This window comes from Massilia terrae (assembly GCF_024753145.1).
Taxonomy (GTDB): domain Bacteria; phylum Pseudomonadota; class Gammaproteobacteria; order Burkholderiales; family Burkholderiaceae_D; genus Telluria; species Telluria terrae.
The window spans coordinates 281,270-297,620 of the sequence record NZ_JANUGU010000007.1 but is presented as its reverse complement, the minus strand read 5'-3'; the positions used below and the strand labels follow the sequence as shown (position 1 = coordinate 297,620).

Below are 16,351 nucleotides of genomic sequence, written 5' to 3'. Positions count from 1 at the left end.
TCGTAGCTGTTCACGACCTTGCCGTCGACGGTGATGACGCGGGTCGCGTCGCTGTCGGCAGCGTTGAAGGTGAGGCCGGCGTTGTTCGTCAGGCCATCGCCGGGCTTGCCGCTATCGGTCGTCAGCGACACGGTCGGCGCGGTCAATTTGGTGTCAAGGGTGAAGCTGACCGATGCGGTGCCCGTGTTTCCGGCGCCATCCGTATCCGTGACGCTGACGGTGTGGCTGCCATCGGCCAGGGCGCTGGCATCGTAGCTGTTCACGACCTTGCCGTCGACGGTGATGACGCGGGTCGCATCGCTGTCCGCAGCGTTGAATGTGAGGCCGGCGTTGTTCGTCAGGCCATCGCCGGGCTTGCCGCTGTCAGTCGTCAGCGATACGGTCGGCGCGGTCAGTTTGGTATCGAGAGTGAAGCTGACCGATGCGGTGCCGGTGTTGCCTGCGCCGTCGGTATCCGTGACGCTGACGGTATGACTGCCGTCGGCCAGGGCGCCGGCATCGTAGCTGTTCACGACCTTGCCGTCGACGGTGATGACGCGGGTCGCGTCGCTGTCGGCAGTGTTGAAGGTGAGGCCAGCGTTGTTCGTCAAACCGTCGCCGGGCTTGCCGCTGTCAGTCGTCAGCGACACGGTCGGCGCGGTCAGTTTGGTATCGAGAGTGAAGCTGACCGATGCTGTGCCCGTGTTGCCGGCACCGTCCGTATCGGTGACGCTCACGGTGTGACTGCCGTCGGCCAGGGCGCCGGCATCGTAGCTGTTCACGACCTTACCATCGACGGTGATGACGCGGGTCGCATCGCTGTCCGCAGCGTTGAATGTGAGGCCGGCGTTGTTCGTCAGGCCATCGCCGGGCTTGCCGCTATCGGTCGTCAGCGACACGGTCGGCGCGGTCAGTTTGGTGTCAAGGGTGAAGCTGACCGCTGCGGTGCCCGTGTTGCCGGCGCCATCCGTATCCGTGACGCTGACGGTGTGGCTGCCGTCTGCGAGGGCGCTGGCATCGTAGCTGCTCACAACCTTGCCATCGACGGTGATGACGCGGGTCGCATCGCTGTCCGCAGCGTTGAATTTGAGGCCGGCGTTGTTCGTCAGGCCATCGCCGGGCTTGCCGCTATCGGTCGTCAGCGACACGGTCGGCGCGGTCAATTTGGTGTCAAGGGTGAAGCTGACCGCTGCGGTGCCCGTGTTGCCGGCGCCATCCGTATCCGTGACGCTGACGGTGTGGCTGCCATCGGCCAGGGCGCTGGCATCGTAGCTGTTCACGACCTTACCGTCGACGGTGATGACGCGGGTCGCATCGCTGTCCGCAGCGTTGAATGTGAGGCCGGCGTTGTTCGTCAGGCCATCACCGGGCTTGCCGCTGTCGGTCGTCAGCGACACGGTCGGCGCCGTCAATTTGGTGTCAAGGGTGAAGCTGACCGATGCGGTGCCCGTGTTGCCTGCGCCGTCGGTATCTGTGACGCTCACGGTGTGGCTGCCGTCGGCCAGGGCGCTGGCATCGTAGCTGTTCACGACCTTGCCGTCGACTGTGATGACGCGGGTCGCGTCGGTGTCGGCAGTGTTGAAGGTGAGGCCGGCGTTATTCGTCAAGCCGTCGCCGGGTTTTCCGCTATCGGTTGTCAGCGCCACCGTGGGCGCCGTCAGTTTGGTGTCGAGGGTGAAGCTGACCGATGCGGTCCCGGTATTGCCTGCGCCATCGGTATCTGTGACGCTGACGGTGTGGCTGCCATCGGCCAGGGCGCTGGCATCGTAGCTGTTCACGACCTTGCCGTCGACTGTGATGACGCGGGTCGCATCGCTGTCCGCAGCGTTGAATGTGAGGCCGGCGTTGTTCGTCAGGCCATCGCCGGGCTTGCCGCTATCGGTCGTCAGCGACACGGTCGGCGCGGTCAATTTGGTGTCAAGGGTGAAGCTGACCGATGCGGTGCCAGTGTTGCCGGCGCCATCCGTATCCGTGACGCTGACGGTGTGGCTGCCGTCGGCCAGGGCGCTGGCATCGTAGCTGTTCACGACCTTGCCGTCGACGGTGATGACGCGGGTCGCGTCGCTGTCGGCAGCGTTGAAGGTGAGGCCGGCGTTGTTCGTCAGGCCGTCGCCAGGCTTGCCGCTATCGGTTGTCAGCGACACGGTCGGCGCGGTCAATTTGGTGTCGAGGGTGAAGCTGACCGATGCTGTGCCCGTGTTGCCTGCGCCATCCGTATCCGTGACGCTGACGGTGTGGCTGCCATCGGCCAGGGCGCTGGCATCGTAGCTGTTCACGACCTTGCCGTCGACGGTGATGACGCGGGTCGCATCGCTGTCGGCAGTGTTGAATGTGAGGCCGGCGTTGTTCGTCAGGCCATCGCCGGGCTTGCCGCTGTCAGTCGTCAGCGATACGGTCGGCGCGGTCAGTTTGGTATCGAGAGTGAAGCTGACCGATGCTGTCCCGGTATTGCCTGCGCCATCGGTATCTGTGACGCTGACAGTATGGCCGCCATCGGCCAAGGCGCTTGCATCGTAGCTGCTCACAACCTTGCCGTCGACAGTGATGACGCGCGTTGCATCGCTGTCAGCGGTGTTGAAAGTGAGGCCGGCGTTGTTCGTCAGGCCGTCGCCGGGCTTGCCGCTATCGGTCGTCAGCGATACGGTCGGCGCGGTCAGTTTGGTGTCGAGGATGAAGCTGACCGCTGCGGTCCCGGTATTGCCTGCGCCATCGGTATCCGTGACGCTGACGGTGTGACTGCCGTCGGCCAGGGCGCTTGCGTCGTAGCTGTTCACGACCTTGCCGTCGACAGTGATGACGCGCGTCGCGTCGCTGTCGGCAGTGTTGAAGGTGAGGCCGGCGTTATTCGTCAAGCCGTCGCCGGGTTTTCCGCTATCGGTCGTCAGCGCGACGGTCGGCGCAGTCAGCTTGGTATCAAGGGTGAAGCTGACCGATGCTGTACCGGTATTGCCGGCACCGTCCGTATCGGTGACGCTCACAGTGTGGCTGCCGTCGGCCAGGGCGCTGGCATCGTAGCTGTTCACGACTTTGCCGTCGACGGCGATGACGCGCGTCGCGTCGCTGTCGGCAGTGTTGAAAGTGAGGCCGGCGTTGTTGGTCAAGCCGTCGCCGGGCTTTCCGCTATCGGAAGTCAGCGCCACCGTAGGCGCGGTTAGTTTGGTGTCGAGGATGAAGCTGACCGATGCGGTCCCGGTATTGCCTGCGCCATCGGTATCCGTGACGCTGACGGTATGGCCGCCATCGGCCAAGGCGCTTGCATCGTAGCTGCTCACAACCTTGCCGTCGACGGTGATGACGCGCGTAGCGTCGCTGTCGGCAGTGTTGAAAGTGAGGCCGGCGTTGTTGGTCAAGCCGTCGCCGGGTTTTCCGCTATCGGAAGTCAGCGCCACCGTGGGCGCGGTCAATTTGGTGTCGAGGGTGAAGCTGACCGATGCTGTACCGTTATTACCTGCGCCATCGGTATCTGTGACGCTGACGGTATGACTGCCATCGGCCAAGGCGCTTGCATCGTAGCTGCTCACAACCTTGCCGTCGACAGTGATGACGCGCGTCGCATCGCCGTCTGCGGTGTTGAAGGTGAGGCCGGCATTATTGGTCAAGCCGTCGCCTGGTTTTCCGCTATCGGTTGTGAGCGCCACCGTGGGCGCGGTCAGTTTGGTATCGAGGGTAAAGCTGAGGGACGCGTTCTTGGTGTTGCCTGCGCTGTCCGTATCGGTGACGCTGACGGTGTGACTGCCATCGGCCATGGAGCTCGCATCGTAGCTGTTCACCACTTTGCCGTCGACGGTGATGACGCGCGTCGCGTCGCTGTCGGGCGCGTTGAAGGTGAGCCCTGCATTGTTGGTCAAGCCATCGCCGGCCTTGCCGCTGTCTGTCGTCAGTGCCACCGTGGGCGCCGTCAGCTTGGTATCGAGGAGGAAGCTGACAGAGGCGCTCTTGGTATTGCCTGCACCGTCGGTGTCGGTGACGCTGACGGTGTGGCTGCCGTCGGCCAGGCTGCTCGGATCGTAGCTGTTCACCACCTGGCCGTCGATCGTGATGGCGCGCGTCGCATCGCTGTCGGCGGTATTGAAGGTGAGGGCGGCGTTGTTGGTCAGGCCGTCTCCCGGCTTGCCGCTGTCGGTCGTCAGGGCCACTGTGGGAGCAGTCAGCTTGGTGTCCAGCGTGAAGCTGACGGACGCGCTCTTGGTATTGCCAGCGACGTCGGTGTCGGCGACGGAGACGGTATGGCTACCATCGGCGAGGGTGGTCGGGTCGTAGCTCGTCACGATCTTGCTGTCGACCGTGATGACGCGTGTGGCATCGCTGTCGGCGGTGTTGAAGGTGAGCGCGGCGTTATTGGTCAGCCCATCGCCGGCTTTGCCGCTGTCCGCCGTCAGTGCCACGGTGGGCGCGGTTAGCCTCGTATCGAGGACATAGGACTGGGAGATGGCTTGCCCGGCGTTGCCTGCGGCATCCTCGACCTGCACCTTCAAGGTGTTATTGCCCTGCAACGTGACACCCGAAAGGCTGAATGTTTTCTGCCCCACGACATTGGACGCAGTTTGCCAGGTAGCGCCGTTGTCGATCGAGACGCGCACCACCTCGCCCTGGACCGTATTGGCGCTCAGGACGCCGCTGACGGTCTGGGCGGTGCTATTGGTGATGAAATCGCTTGTGCTGGCGCCGGTATCGTTACTGAAAGCAAGCGAACTGACCGTGGTGGTCGGGGCCGTCATGTCCAAGGTGTAGGTCTTGCTTCCGGCAATCGGATTGTTTCCGTTCGCACCGGACCAGAATTGAATCGACTTGCCCGTCCCTGCGATCAAGGTGACGCTTGCCGAATAGCTGCCATTTCCCGCGTTGTCGGTATAAGTGACGGTAGCCTGGGTTCTGCTTGCCCCGGTGCCATCCGTGGAGACCCAGATCGTCGGCGCAGAATTGCCATTGGTCGATGCCGAGAAAGTGCCGGTGATCGTTTGCGCGGCCGTTTTGGTGATGAAGTCGCTGGACGACACGCCGGTGTCCGACGACAGTGTGACGGAGTTGATCGCGGTAGCCGCATCCAGCAGACCGTTGTAATTGGCGATGTTCAGGGCCGCGGTTTCGATCGGGCCGGTGCTGGCTTCGAGCGTCCAGTTGCCGCCCGCGGCGGCGCTGCCGGTCAAGTCAGTCGATGCGGCAACATCCGCCCCGGTGGCCGCTGCGAGTGCGGTGATGAATTGCTGGCCTGTCGCGCCGCTCGCGACATCGCAGCCATACAAGAGGAGGTCGCCGTCGGCCGTCAGGTGGCTGCCGATATCGGCGAGCTGGTTGCTGTAGCTGCCAAGGGTGGCGGCGTTCAAGACAGTCGTGCCCAGCACGACTTCGCCAGGGGAGCCGTGGGAAATGATGTCCACGCTGGCGACGTTGCTGGCGTTGGCCGCGAGATAGTCGTGAATTTGCTGGATGCCATCCTTGCCCAGGTCGAGCACGACCACGGTGATATTGCCTGGCATGGAGGCAATAACGGTCTGGAAGTTCGCGACGCTGGGATCAACAAAAGCGATGCGGGGCGTGACGGAACCGTTGAGGCCGCCGACAGAGGAAACGATGTTGATGTTGGCGGCAATCGCGTTATTGCTTTGCATCCAGTTTTGAATCTGACTGGCGCTGGAGGACGCATTGTTCAACAGCACGACATTGAATGTATTCGGATCGTACTGCGCTGCGAGCGATGCGTAGTTTGACAAAGCGGTATCGATAAACACGGTTCGGGTGACGCTCATGACGAGATCCCTTCAAGTTTGATGAACTCTTATCGATCGGTGATAACAAGCCAGATGCTACCTGCAGTAATTTTTAGTTGAAATGGAACAAACGTCCGGAACAGCATGGACATTTGTACTGGGAGAAAGGGTACTTGCTACCTTGGCGCCGGCGGCGATGACGGGTTCAATTCGGAGAATAGACGCGGGCGGCATGCCTGTATTGACATCCGTTTGGCGACATCTATATTGGTTTGGCAGACCGGCTTCCACATCAAAGCGTCGGCGGTCGCCTGCGATACATCTCAAATCCCTGTCTAACCACGGTGTATGTGAAGGACCTCAACGATTTCGCCAAGTTGAATACGGTGTACGGCACCTACTTCAAGGACAAGCCTCCCGCCCGCGCGACGGTTCAAGTGCAACGGCTGCCCAAGGATGCAGCCCTCGAAATTTCAGCCATCGCAGTGCATTAGCCGAATGAACGAATAGAAAACGCCAACCCCTTGATCGAGGTTGGCGTTCTGGTTTCGAATCCCTTGAATTGCTTGCGTCAGCCGGGGTGGAAGGTTGGCAGAATCTCGCGCAAGAACAGCTGCAAGACCGGATTATCGTTATCGCGCCGATAGGTGCACACCATGTGCACTGGCTCGGTCTGCATCTCGCGCATCACGATGCCTTCGAACTTCAGCTTCGCGGCGCCATCGGCGATCAGCGCCACGCCAACACCGGCGCGCACCAGCGCGAGCATGGTGTGCACCTGCCCGATATGTTCGACGATATCCGGGATAACCTTGGCCTTGGCAAAGCGCTCGCTCAGCATGTGATAAAAGGGCCGCGCTTCGAAAGGGGAGTACATGATGAATGGCTTCCCGTGCAGGCATTCCATGGTCGGCTCCAGCGGCCACTGGTCCGCCTCGCGTTCGTGAATCGCCAGCATCAGCGATTCGGTCACCAGCGGCACGCTTTCAAGCTCGCTGTTCACGGTGTGCGGCCGCATGATGCCCAAATCGATTTCGCCTGAATTGAGCATCTCCACCTGGTTGGTGCTGACCAGTTCCTTCAAATTCAAGGCGACGCCGGGACAGCGCGTCTTCAGCTTGCTCACGAGTTCAGGCAGCAAGCTGTAGCCGGACGCGGAGGTGAAGCCGATCGACAGGCTTCCTTGCTCTCCCTTGGCCGCGCGGCGCGCCGTGAACATTGCTTCCTCAGCCATTCGCAAGATGCGCGTCGCTTCCGGGAGAAATGCCGTGCCGGCGGCCGTCAGCCGAACATTGCGGCTGCTCCGTTCGAGCAGCTGGGTGCCGACCTGGTGTTCCAGCAGACGGATCTGCCGGCTCAGCGGCGGCTGGGTCATATTGAGGCGCTCGGCGGCCCGGCTGAAATGCAGCTCCTCGGCGACCGCGACAAAACACCGGAGCTGGCTGATTTCGAACATTTTTTCCCGACTCCAGACGCCAACGAATACACCATTGTGATCCGTTCAATTTGCGCACGCAACTGGAGGTCAACGATTCATCTCTTGAATCGCTCAAGTTATTGATTGGTTTGCTGGGCCGCTTAATGCTCAACTACCATGGTATCGCCATAACAAAAAGCGGCCGAGCAGAAAGCCGCACCATCCATCACAAAACGGAGACATACGTGGAGCAAGCACAGTCAATTGGCGCGGCCGCCGCGACCAAACTGGGATCCCGCACGCGCTGGGGCATTCTCGCCATCCTTTTCATCATCACCACCATCAACTACGCCGACCGCGCGACGATTTCGATCGCCGGCCCGGAAATGAAGAAGGTGTTCGGCCTGTCCGCGGTGGAGATGGGTTTCATTTTCTCCGCTTTCGCCTGGTCCTACGTGCTGGCACAGCTGCCGGGCGGCTGGCTGCTGGACCGCTTCGGCTCCAAGATCACTTACTTCTTCAGCATCTTCCTGTGGTCGGTCTTTACGATGATGACCGGCATGGTGGGCTTCATGGCTGGTGGCGCGGCGGTGGCAATGCTGTTCGCCTTGCGCCTGATCGTCGGCGCCGCGGAAGCGCCTTCGTTCCCCGGCAACAGCCGCATCACCTCGGCCTGGTTCCCCTCGCATGAGCGCGGTCTCGCAGCAGCGATCTTCAACTCGGCCCAGTATTTCGCGACCGTGCTGTTTGCCCCGATCATGGGCTACCTGGTGCACAGCTACGGCTGGCAGAGCGTGTTCTTCGTGATGGGCGGCCTGGGCATCATCATGGCCTTCGTCTGGCTCAAGACCATCTACGGGCCGAAGGACCACCCGACCGTCAGCGCGAGCGAGCTGAAATACCTGCAGGAGGGCGGCGCGCTGGTCGACCTCGACGGCGCCCGCGTTGACACCAAGAGCGACGTCAACACGCTGGCCTGCATCAAGGAGCTGCTGTCGAACCGCATGTTGCTGGGCGTGTATATCGGCCAGTATTGCATCACCACGCTGACCTATTTCTTCCTGACCTGGTTCCCGGTCTACCTGGTGCAGGAGCGCCACATGACCATCCTGAAGGCGGGCTTCGTAGCCTCGCTGCCGGCCATCGCGGGCTTCCTCGGCGGCATCATCGGCGGATGGATCTCGGATCGCCTGGCCAAGGCCGGCTACTCGCTGTCGGTGTCGCGCAAGGTGCCGATCGTCATCGGCATGTTGATGTCGATGAGCATGATTGCTTGTAATTACATCGAGGCCGATACGCTGGTGGTGGCCGTGATGTCGCTCGCCTTCTTCGGCAAGGGCGTGGGCGCGCTGGGCTGGGCAGTGGTCTCGGATACCTCGCCGAAAGAGGCGGGCGGCCTGTCGGGCGGCCTGTTCAACACCTTTGGCAACACCGCCGGCATCACCACCCCAATCGTCATCGGCTACATCGTGCAGGGCACCGGTTCCTTCGCCGGTGCGCTGGTCTACGTCGGCGCCAACGCGGCGCTGGCCATCTTCTGCTACCTCGTCATCGTCGGCGATATCAAGCGTGTCTCGCTGGTCAAGTCGCTGAATAAATAGCGAATCAGACGACGGGGCCAAGCGCCCCGTTTTCACAGGCGGCGGTCACCGCGACCGCCGCACCCGAATCCCGTTTCTTTCATCACCCGCAGGCGGCGCCACGTGCGCACGCGGACTTCTCACATCCCTACTTCGGAGAACACCATGAAAAACAAGGCACTCATCATCCTGGCACTCGTGGGCGGCGCCGCCCAGGCGCAGAGCAATGTCACCATCTACGGCATCGCGGACGCCGCGCTGGTCGGGGAGAGCGGCGGCGCGGCCGGCCACGTGAACAAGGAAACCAGCGGCGCGGCGTCGGCCTCGCGCATCGGCTTCCGTGGTGTTGAGAACCTGGGCAATGACCTGTCGGCATTCTTCACGCTGGAGGCAGGCGTGAAGATCGACACCGGCGAAATCGACGCCGCCGGCACGATCTTCAACCGCCAGGCCCTCGTCGGCCTGAAGACGGCCGCCGGCTCGGTGGCGCTGGGCCGCCAGTACACGCCGTACCACACCACGCTGGTCGGCGTGGCCGATCCTTTCGGCACCGGCTACGCAGGCACGTCCAAGAACCTGTTCCCCGATTCGGGCACCAATATCCGCAACAGCAATGCGGTGACCTATGCCTCGCCGAACGTCGGTGGCTTCGATGTCGCGCTGGATTACAGCCTGGGCGAGCAGACCATGTCGTCCGCCGGCCGGCAGTACGGTGGCGCGGTCGGCTACACCCACGGCCCGCTGCTTGTCCGCCTGGCGTACAACGCCAAGAACACGGACGTGGTGGGCACGGCGACGACCGCGGCCGTCAACCATGACATCGGCCACAACACACTGCTGGCGGCGAATTACGACCTGCATTTCGTGAAGCTGTACGCCGCCTACGAGGTCGACAAGGGTTTCAACGCCCACCCGCTGGGTAATCCGAATGCGTATGCGGTCAAGGCGACTCCGTCCACCGACAGCGGCGAAGTCCTGCTGGGCCTGTCCGCGCCGCTCGGCAACGGCACGCTGATGGCTTCGGTGATGCACCTGAACGACAAGACGAAGTTCAACCAGGACGCGTCGTCGTGGGGCATCGGCTACCTGTATGCGCTGTCGAAGATGACGGGCTTGTATGCCGCGTACGGCCACATCAGCAACAAGAACGGCGCGGGCTATACGGTGGCAAACAATACCGAGACGGGCACTGGCAACACAGGGTACAACCTCGGCATCCGCCACGCCTTCTGATTCAAGTTTTGAATCTATCCCATCATTTATTGGTTTGTTAATGGATCAGTGCTCCACTACTATCGGGAGGAGCCTGATCCACAGGAATTGAATGCTTCACGGAGTCGAATAATGAATACGAGAGTTTCCGGCGCACCGGTGGTCACCGATCTGCGCGTGATCCCGGTCGCGGGCCAGGACAGCATGCTGCTCAACCTGAGTGGTGCGCATGGTCCCTGGTTCACCCGCAATATCGTGATCCTAACCGACAGTTCGGGCAACACGGGCCTGGGCGAGGTGCCGGGCGGCGAGAAGATCCGCCAGACCATCGAGGACGCGCGTTCGCTCATCGTCGGCAAGACGCTGGGCGAGTACAACAACATCCTCAATGCGATGCGCTCCACCTTCGCCGACCGCGATGCGGGCGGCCGCGGCCTGCAGACCTTCGACCTGCGCACCACCATCCACGCGGTCACCGCGGTGGAGTCAGCGCTGCTCGACCTGCTCGGCCAGTTCATGAACGTGCCGGTCGCCGCGCTGCTCGGCGAAGGCATGCAGCGCGACGCGGTCGAGATGCTGGGCTACCTGTTTTACATCGGCGATCGCAAGAAGACGACGCTGGCCTATCGCACCGAACCGGACGCCGACAACGCGTGGTTCCGCCTGCGCAATGAAGAAGCGGTCACGCCGGAAGCGGTGGTGCGCCTGGCCGAAGCGGCGCGCGAACGCTATGGTTTCAACGACTTCAAACTGAAGGGCGGCGCGCTGGCCGGCGACGCCGAAATTGAGGCGATCACCGCGCTGCACGAGCGCTTCCCGCAGGCGCGCGTGACGCTCGATCCGAACGGAGCATGGTCGCTGCAGGAAGCGATCCGCCTGTGCCGCGACATGCACGGCATCCTCGCGTATGCGGAAGACCCGTGCGGCGCGGAGGGTGGTTTCTCGGGCCGCGAAGTCATGGCCGAATTCCGCCGCGCCACCGGCCTGCCGACCGCGACCAACATGATCGCGACCGACTGGCGCCAGATGGCGCATTCGATCCAGCTGCAATCGGTCGACATTCCGCTGGCCGATCCGCACTTCTGGACCATGCAGGGTTCGGTGCGGGTGGCGCAGCTGTGCGAGATGTTTGGGCTGACCTGGGGTTCGCACTCGAACAATCACTTCGATATCTCGCTGGCGATGTTCACCCATGTTGGCGCGGCGGCGCCGGGCAAGGTCACGGCGATCGATACGCACTGGATCTGGCAGGACGGGCAGCGCCTGACCAAGGAGCCGTTGAAGATCGAGCAGGGCATGATCCGGATCCCGGAAAGGCCGGGTCTTGGTATCGAGATCGACATGGCCGAGGTCGAGAAGGCGCATCAGGCGTACAAGAACATGGGGCTGGGGGCGCGGGATGATGCGGCTGCGATGCAGTTCTTGATTCCGGGGTGGAAGTTCGATAACAAGCGGCCTTGCTTGGTGCGCTGACGTCCGATGAAGTAAAAGTGGAACTCTTTATGAAGTAAAAGTGAAACTCGTCGAAGAAACGAAGTAAAAGTGGAACTTTCCGGCCAGCGTCGCCGTTGCGTCTAAACCAATTCTTCGACCGTTGGAGGAGGACGCGATGGGCCTTCACGAGAAGAGGCCATGCTGAAAAGACACGGTTCGTCCCGAAGCGCCGCAAGAGCGGCGGCCTTCCGGATGACCTTGTTCGACGCTTTAGCTGGCGCTCGTTGGCATAGTTGTTGGACACTGTGAATTGATATTTTACTAACATTTTGCTTGCGCTACCTGATTTAGAAGCAAGTCTGGACGCACTTTTTGCTCGGCTAGACGCAAAGGAAGCAAAGCTCGTCTGAGGTACCACGATGGACCAGGATTGAGCTCCTACCTCCCGCCTTATTCAGTACCCCAGCACGGCTGCCTTGGTCGCGGTCAGCCCTTAGGGGGCACCCGAACCCGCACCGAATCAACTGTCGAATGAAGTTCGGCGCGCGCGGTGAGGGCGTAGTCGCATTCAGCACCGGGTCAAGCAACCAGCTATCTGTGGAAAACGTCAAAACACCAGTCGGAACCACCCAAGTGCTACCAGCTACGTAACCAGTGCAACACTCAAGTTACCTGTTGACCCATCGGGCGTTCGCGATTAACATGCTTGAAAATGACAACGATGGACAAAACTGTTTCGATAGCAGTTTGTTCTGCGGAGACCTAATATATGTCAACGATTCATGACGTGGCCGAGAAGGCCGGGGTATCGATCAAGACGGTATCGCGCGTGCTGAATGATGCGTCTTCCGTAGCCGAGAAGACGCGTGTCAAGATCGAAAAAGCGATGCAGGCGCTGGATTTCGCGCCATCGGCCGCAGCGCGCATGTTGCGCGGTCGCCCAACCGACCTGGTTGCAGTGATTGCCGAACAGCTGACGACGGCACCAGACTCCACGGACATCATCAAGGGCATACAGTCCGTGTGCGAAGAGCTGGGCAAGATGTTGCTGATTGGCGAAACCGGCGGCCACGTGGAAAACGCGAATCGGCTGGTACTCGACATGCGCGAACGTCGCGTGGAAGCGATCATGTTCGCAACGCCATTCCACGCGAATGTCACCCTCGAGTCCGTTACGGGAGCGACTCCGACCGTGCTCGCCAACTGTTTTGAACCCACGGCACGTTTCCCGCAGATCGTGCCGGATGATGAGGTCGGCGGTTACACCGCCGCACAATTGGTGCTCAAGGCGGGGCATACGAAGATCGCATTCCTGCAACTGATTCCGCACATGGTTGCAACCGATCTGCGCTTCCGCGGTTTTCTGCGCGCGATGCAGGAGCATGGCGTACGGCCGCGGGCAGAGTGGCTGCTGCACGGCGCTGCTCAGATTCCTGATGCCGAGTTCAGCCATCTGCAGGATTCGATCGATCGCTTGTTCGCCAGCGGTGACCGCCCCACGGCAATCTTGTGCGGTAACGACAAGATGGCGATGCGTACGATTTTCATCTTGCAGCGGCGCGGGCTGCGCGTACCCGACGACGTGTCCGTTGTCGGATTCGACGATTTCCGTCTTATTTCCGAGGCGCTCGACCCTGGCTTGACCACCGTGGCACTGCCATACCGCGACATCGGCGCAATGGCCGCGCGGTTAGCGATTGCCGGCGATGCGATGGTCGGGACCGTAAAGGTGCCTTGCGTCGCGGTTGAGCGTGGTACCGTCAGCCGCCCGGCCAAAGGACGGCGCAAATGAGCCGAGGATGGATTGCTGCGCTGCTCGTGACCACGAGCGTCTCATGCGCTGCCGCACCCACGGAAATCCGCTTGTGGCGGCATGAAACCGCCAACACCGGTACCGACGCGGAAATGATGGCGGGCCGCGCTGCAGTGGCACGTTTCAACGCGAGCCAGGACAAATGGAAAGTCGTCGTCGAGAGCATGCCCCAGGCCACCTATACGGCAGCCATCACGGCCGCGTCCATGGTGAACCAGTTACCTTGCGTGATCGCCATCGACCAGCCAATCGTGCCGAATTTTGCCTGGGCGGGACATATCCGGCCACTGGACGACCTGCTGCCGCGGAATCTGGTCGCACAACTTCTGCCGGGTGGGCGAGGCACCTATGGCGGAAGGTTGTATAGCGTTGGCCAGTTCGATGTGTCGCTGGCCCTGTACTCGCGCCGGTCGCAACTGGCCGCGCTTGGAGTTCGTGTGGCCACGCTCGACCATCCCTATAGCGCAGAAGAGTTCTACGCGATCCTGGACAAGGTCAAGCGGAGCAGGACATTCCGCTTCCCGCTCGACCTCAACGGGCGCGCGCGATCCGAGTGGCTGAGCTACGCTTTCTCGCCTTGGTTGCAGAGCGCGGGAGCGGACCTGATCGACCGTTCCAACTACCTGCGTGTCGACGGGGTGCTGAACAGCCCGGCCGCATTGAGCGTGGCACGGTATTACGCGAGGTTGCACGAAGACCACCTCGTTGAGCGCAATCCTGCCGACGAACGCGCATTCGAACAGGGTCGCGCACTGTTCCACTATACCGGCTCATGGAAGGCTGACGATTACGACCGCCAGTTCGGCCGCGACCTGGTGGTGATGCCTCCGCCGGACTTCGGGAAGGGGCCACGTATCGGAGCGGGTTCGTGGCAATGGGCGATTTCTCGCAATTGCAAAAAACCGGACGGCGCCGCTGCCTTTCTTGCCTTCCTTATTGAACCGGAAGAGATGGCGGCCATGTCGCGCGCGACCGGGTTCGTCCCGGTCTCTGCGGAAGCCGCGGCTTTGACCGAACACTACAAGGAGGGTGGTTCACGCCGGATCTATTTCGAACTGGCCCAGCGCTACGCGGTACCTCGCCCCGCCACGCCGGCGTACCCGGCGATCTCGTCGATCTTCGAAAAGACGATGCTGGATTTGCGCGCAGGGAAGGCACCTGCCGATGCCATGGATGAGGCGGTCGAAGCGATTGAATACAATATTGCCCGCAATAGCGGCTACGGGTTTTCTTCCAACAATAAATCGGGAGCGGCGCAATGACGACGAAATTCGGCCAGGAGAACCGCTGGGTGGTCGGCATGTTCGCGGCGCCCGGACTATTTCTCTTTGCGGTATTTATCTTGTTGCCGCTGTTGCTGGCGGCCGGCGCCACATTTACCGATCATCGCTTGATTTCACCGGAACCGACGCGCTTCATCGGCTTGGACAATTACACCCGATTGCTCTCGGCGCGCGTCATTGTCCTGGACGTACGGCACAGTGCCGGCGAACAGGCGGAGGGCGCGCCAACCTGGCGCCAAGTACGCGCGGCGCGGCCGGAATTGTCTGCATACCGACCCGCGTTCCAGGTTGACTTCGGAAGCAAGCGCTACGTGCTGGCAGCGAGCGATCCCTTGTTTTACCGCTCGCTGATCAATACGTTCCTGTTCGCCCTGCTCGTGCTGCCACTGCAGTGCGGTGCGGCGCTCGGATTGGCGATCCTGGTCAACCAGAAGCTGCGTGGACGGATTTTCTTCCGCACAGTGTACTTCGCGCCAGTTGTGACTTCGATGGTCGTGGCATCGATCGTGTGGTCGTTCCTGCTCAATACGGATCGTGGCCTGATCAACGAGTTGCTTCGTGTGGTGCTGCGCAATCCCGACGTCGGGCCCGACTGGCTGGGCGACCCGGTTCTCGCATTGCCAGCGATCGCATTGATGTCGGCGTGGCAGGGCGCCGGGTTCCAGATGCTGATATTCCTGGCGGGCCTGCAGTCGATCTCGCCGGAACAGTACGAGGCCGCGACCCTGATGGGCGCCAACGCCTGGCAGCGCTTCGTGCATGTCACGCTGCCCGGGCTGCGCAATACGATCATCTTCGTCCTGGTGTCGACAACGTTGCTGGCTTTCGGCCTGTTCACCCAGGTCGACGTCATGACCCAGGGAGGCCCGCTCGATGCGACGACCACCGTCGTGTTCCATGCCGTCCGCAAAGCCTTCGCGGAACAGGATATCGGCTACGGCTCCACCATCACGCTGGTGTTTTTCATGATCGTGCTGGGTTTCTCCCTACTCCAGCGCACGCTGACTGCGAAAGGAGCCGCGCGATGACGCAGCCAATGATTGACCTCGTGCGCAAGATAGTGCTGCTGGCCGCCATGAGCTTCCTCGGCCTCGTGTTCGCGATGCCGCTGGCGTTCATGTTCGCCGCTTCGTTCAAGAGCGATACCGCGGTGTTCGAGAACCTGGCGCACTGGTCCACCTATGTGCCAGGCCCGGGCTGGTCGCTCGATAATTACCGCGCGATCTTCCAGAAGAGCGACCTGCCGGGTTTCCTTGTCAACTCGGGCATCATCGCCGTCTGCACCGTGGTCGCGGGCATCTTCCTGAACAGCATGCTGGCATACGCACTGGCGCGCATGCGCTGGGGAGGACGCCACGTCGTGCTGGGCATCGTGGTGGCACTCGTGATAGTTCCGTTCGAGGTCATTGCGATACCGTTGTTGTCGCTGGTGGCGCGCTTGCCCTGGCCGGTGCTCGACCATGGCACGCTTGACGTCCAGATCGGCTGGTTCAACAGTTTTCATGTGCAGATCATTCCCTTTGTGGCAAACGCATTCTGCACCTTTCTGTTCTACCAGTTTTTCCGCGATATCCCGGCCGAACTGGACGAGGCCGCGAAGATGGACGGCGCCGGCCCATGGACCGTGTACCTGCGCGTCATCATGCCCAACAGCGGGCCCGTGATCGCCACCGCCGCCATCATCCTGTTCATCCAGGCGTGGAACCAGTACCTCTGGCCGATCATGGTGATCCAGTCGGAAGGATTCCGGCCGGTTCAGCCTGGCATTCAGCAGTTTTTCGGTCGCACCAATTCCTGGGGACAGATCATGGCCTACGGATCGGTGATTACCTTACCCGTGCTCGCGGTGTTCCTGGCCTTCCAGCGGCAGTTCGTCGCGTCGGTAGCCGGTGCCGGCATCAAAGGCTAACCCCACCTTCACTAAC

10 protein-coding genes are annotated in these 16,351 nt (G+C 61.6%); 8 read left to right on the top strand and 2 right to left on the bottom strand.

The features are described 5' to 3' along the window. Positions 1-5,726, bottom strand: a 5,726-nt coding sequence (locus NX778_RS19550; RefSeq protein ID WP_258813458.1) for an Ig-like domain-containing protein, incomplete at its 3' end; no start/stop codon positions are given. Positions 5,727-6,037: 311 nt separating this feature from the next. Between NX778_RS19550 and NX778_RS19545 the strand changes: the two genes are divergently transcribed. Further along, complete coding sequence (locus NX778_RS19545; protein WP_370661350.1) at positions 6,038-6,181, top strand: Rid family hydrolase; 144 nt, start codon at positions 6,038-6,040, stop codon at positions 6,179-6,181. Positions 6,182-6,258: 77 nt separating this feature from the next. Here the strand turns inward: NX778_RS19545 and NX778_RS19540 are convergent, their stop codons facing one another. Then, entirely contained in the window at positions 6,259-7,143 is an 885-nt protein-coding gene (locus NX778_RS19540; protein ID WP_258813457.1) for a LysR family transcriptional regulator, read from the bottom strand. A gap of 206 nt (positions 7,144-7,349) precedes the next feature. Between NX778_RS19540 and NX778_RS19535 the strand changes: the two genes are divergently transcribed. The 7 genes from NX778_RS19535 (at position 7,350) to NX778_RS19505 (ending at position 16,335) form a co-directional block, all read left to right on the top strand. Then, a complete protein-coding gene (locus NX778_RS19535; protein WP_258813456.1) occupies positions 7,350-8,705 on the top strand; it encodes an MFS transporter in 1,356 nt (451 codons plus the stop codon). A gap of 144 nt (positions 8,706-8,849) precedes the next feature. Beyond that, on the top strand, positions 8,850-9,917 hold the full coding sequence (locus NX778_RS19530; protein ID WP_258813455.1) for a porin: 1,068 nt from the start codon (positions 8,850-8,852) through the stop codon (positions 9,915-9,917). 111 nt (positions 9,918-10,028) lie between these two features. After that, positions 10,029-11,369, top strand: coding sequence for a glucarate dehydratase (gene gudD / locus NX778_RS19525; protein ID WP_258813454.1), 1,341 nt, complete (start codon positions 10,029-10,031; stop codon positions 11,367-11,369). 730 nt (positions 11,370-12,099) lie between these two features. Beyond that, a complete protein-coding gene (locus NX778_RS19520) occupies positions 12,100-13,122 on the top strand; it encodes a LacI family DNA-binding transcriptional regulator (protein ID WP_258813453.1) in 1,023 nt (340 codons plus the stop codon). After that, entirely contained in the window at positions 13,119-14,405 is a 1,287-nt protein-coding gene (locus NX778_RS19515; protein WP_258813452.1) for an ABC transporter substrate-binding protein, read from the top strand. Before NX778_RS19520 ends, NX778_RS19515 begins: the two co-directional genes overlap by 4 nt. Next, positions 14,402-15,454: a carbohydrate ABC transporter permease gene (locus NX778_RS19510; protein WP_258813451.1), complete on the top strand. Its 1,053-nt coding sequence runs from the start codon at positions 14,402-14,404 to the stop codon at positions 15,452-15,454. Before NX778_RS19515 ends, NX778_RS19510 begins: the two co-directional genes overlap by 4 nt. Then, positions 15,451-16,335: a carbohydrate ABC transporter permease gene (locus NX778_RS19505; protein WP_258813450.1), complete on the top strand. Its 885-nt coding sequence runs from the start codon at positions 15,451-15,453 to the stop codon at positions 16,333-16,335. Before NX778_RS19510 ends, NX778_RS19505 begins: the two co-directional genes overlap by 4 nt. The last annotated feature ends 16 nt before the right edge of the window (positions 16,336-16,351 follow it).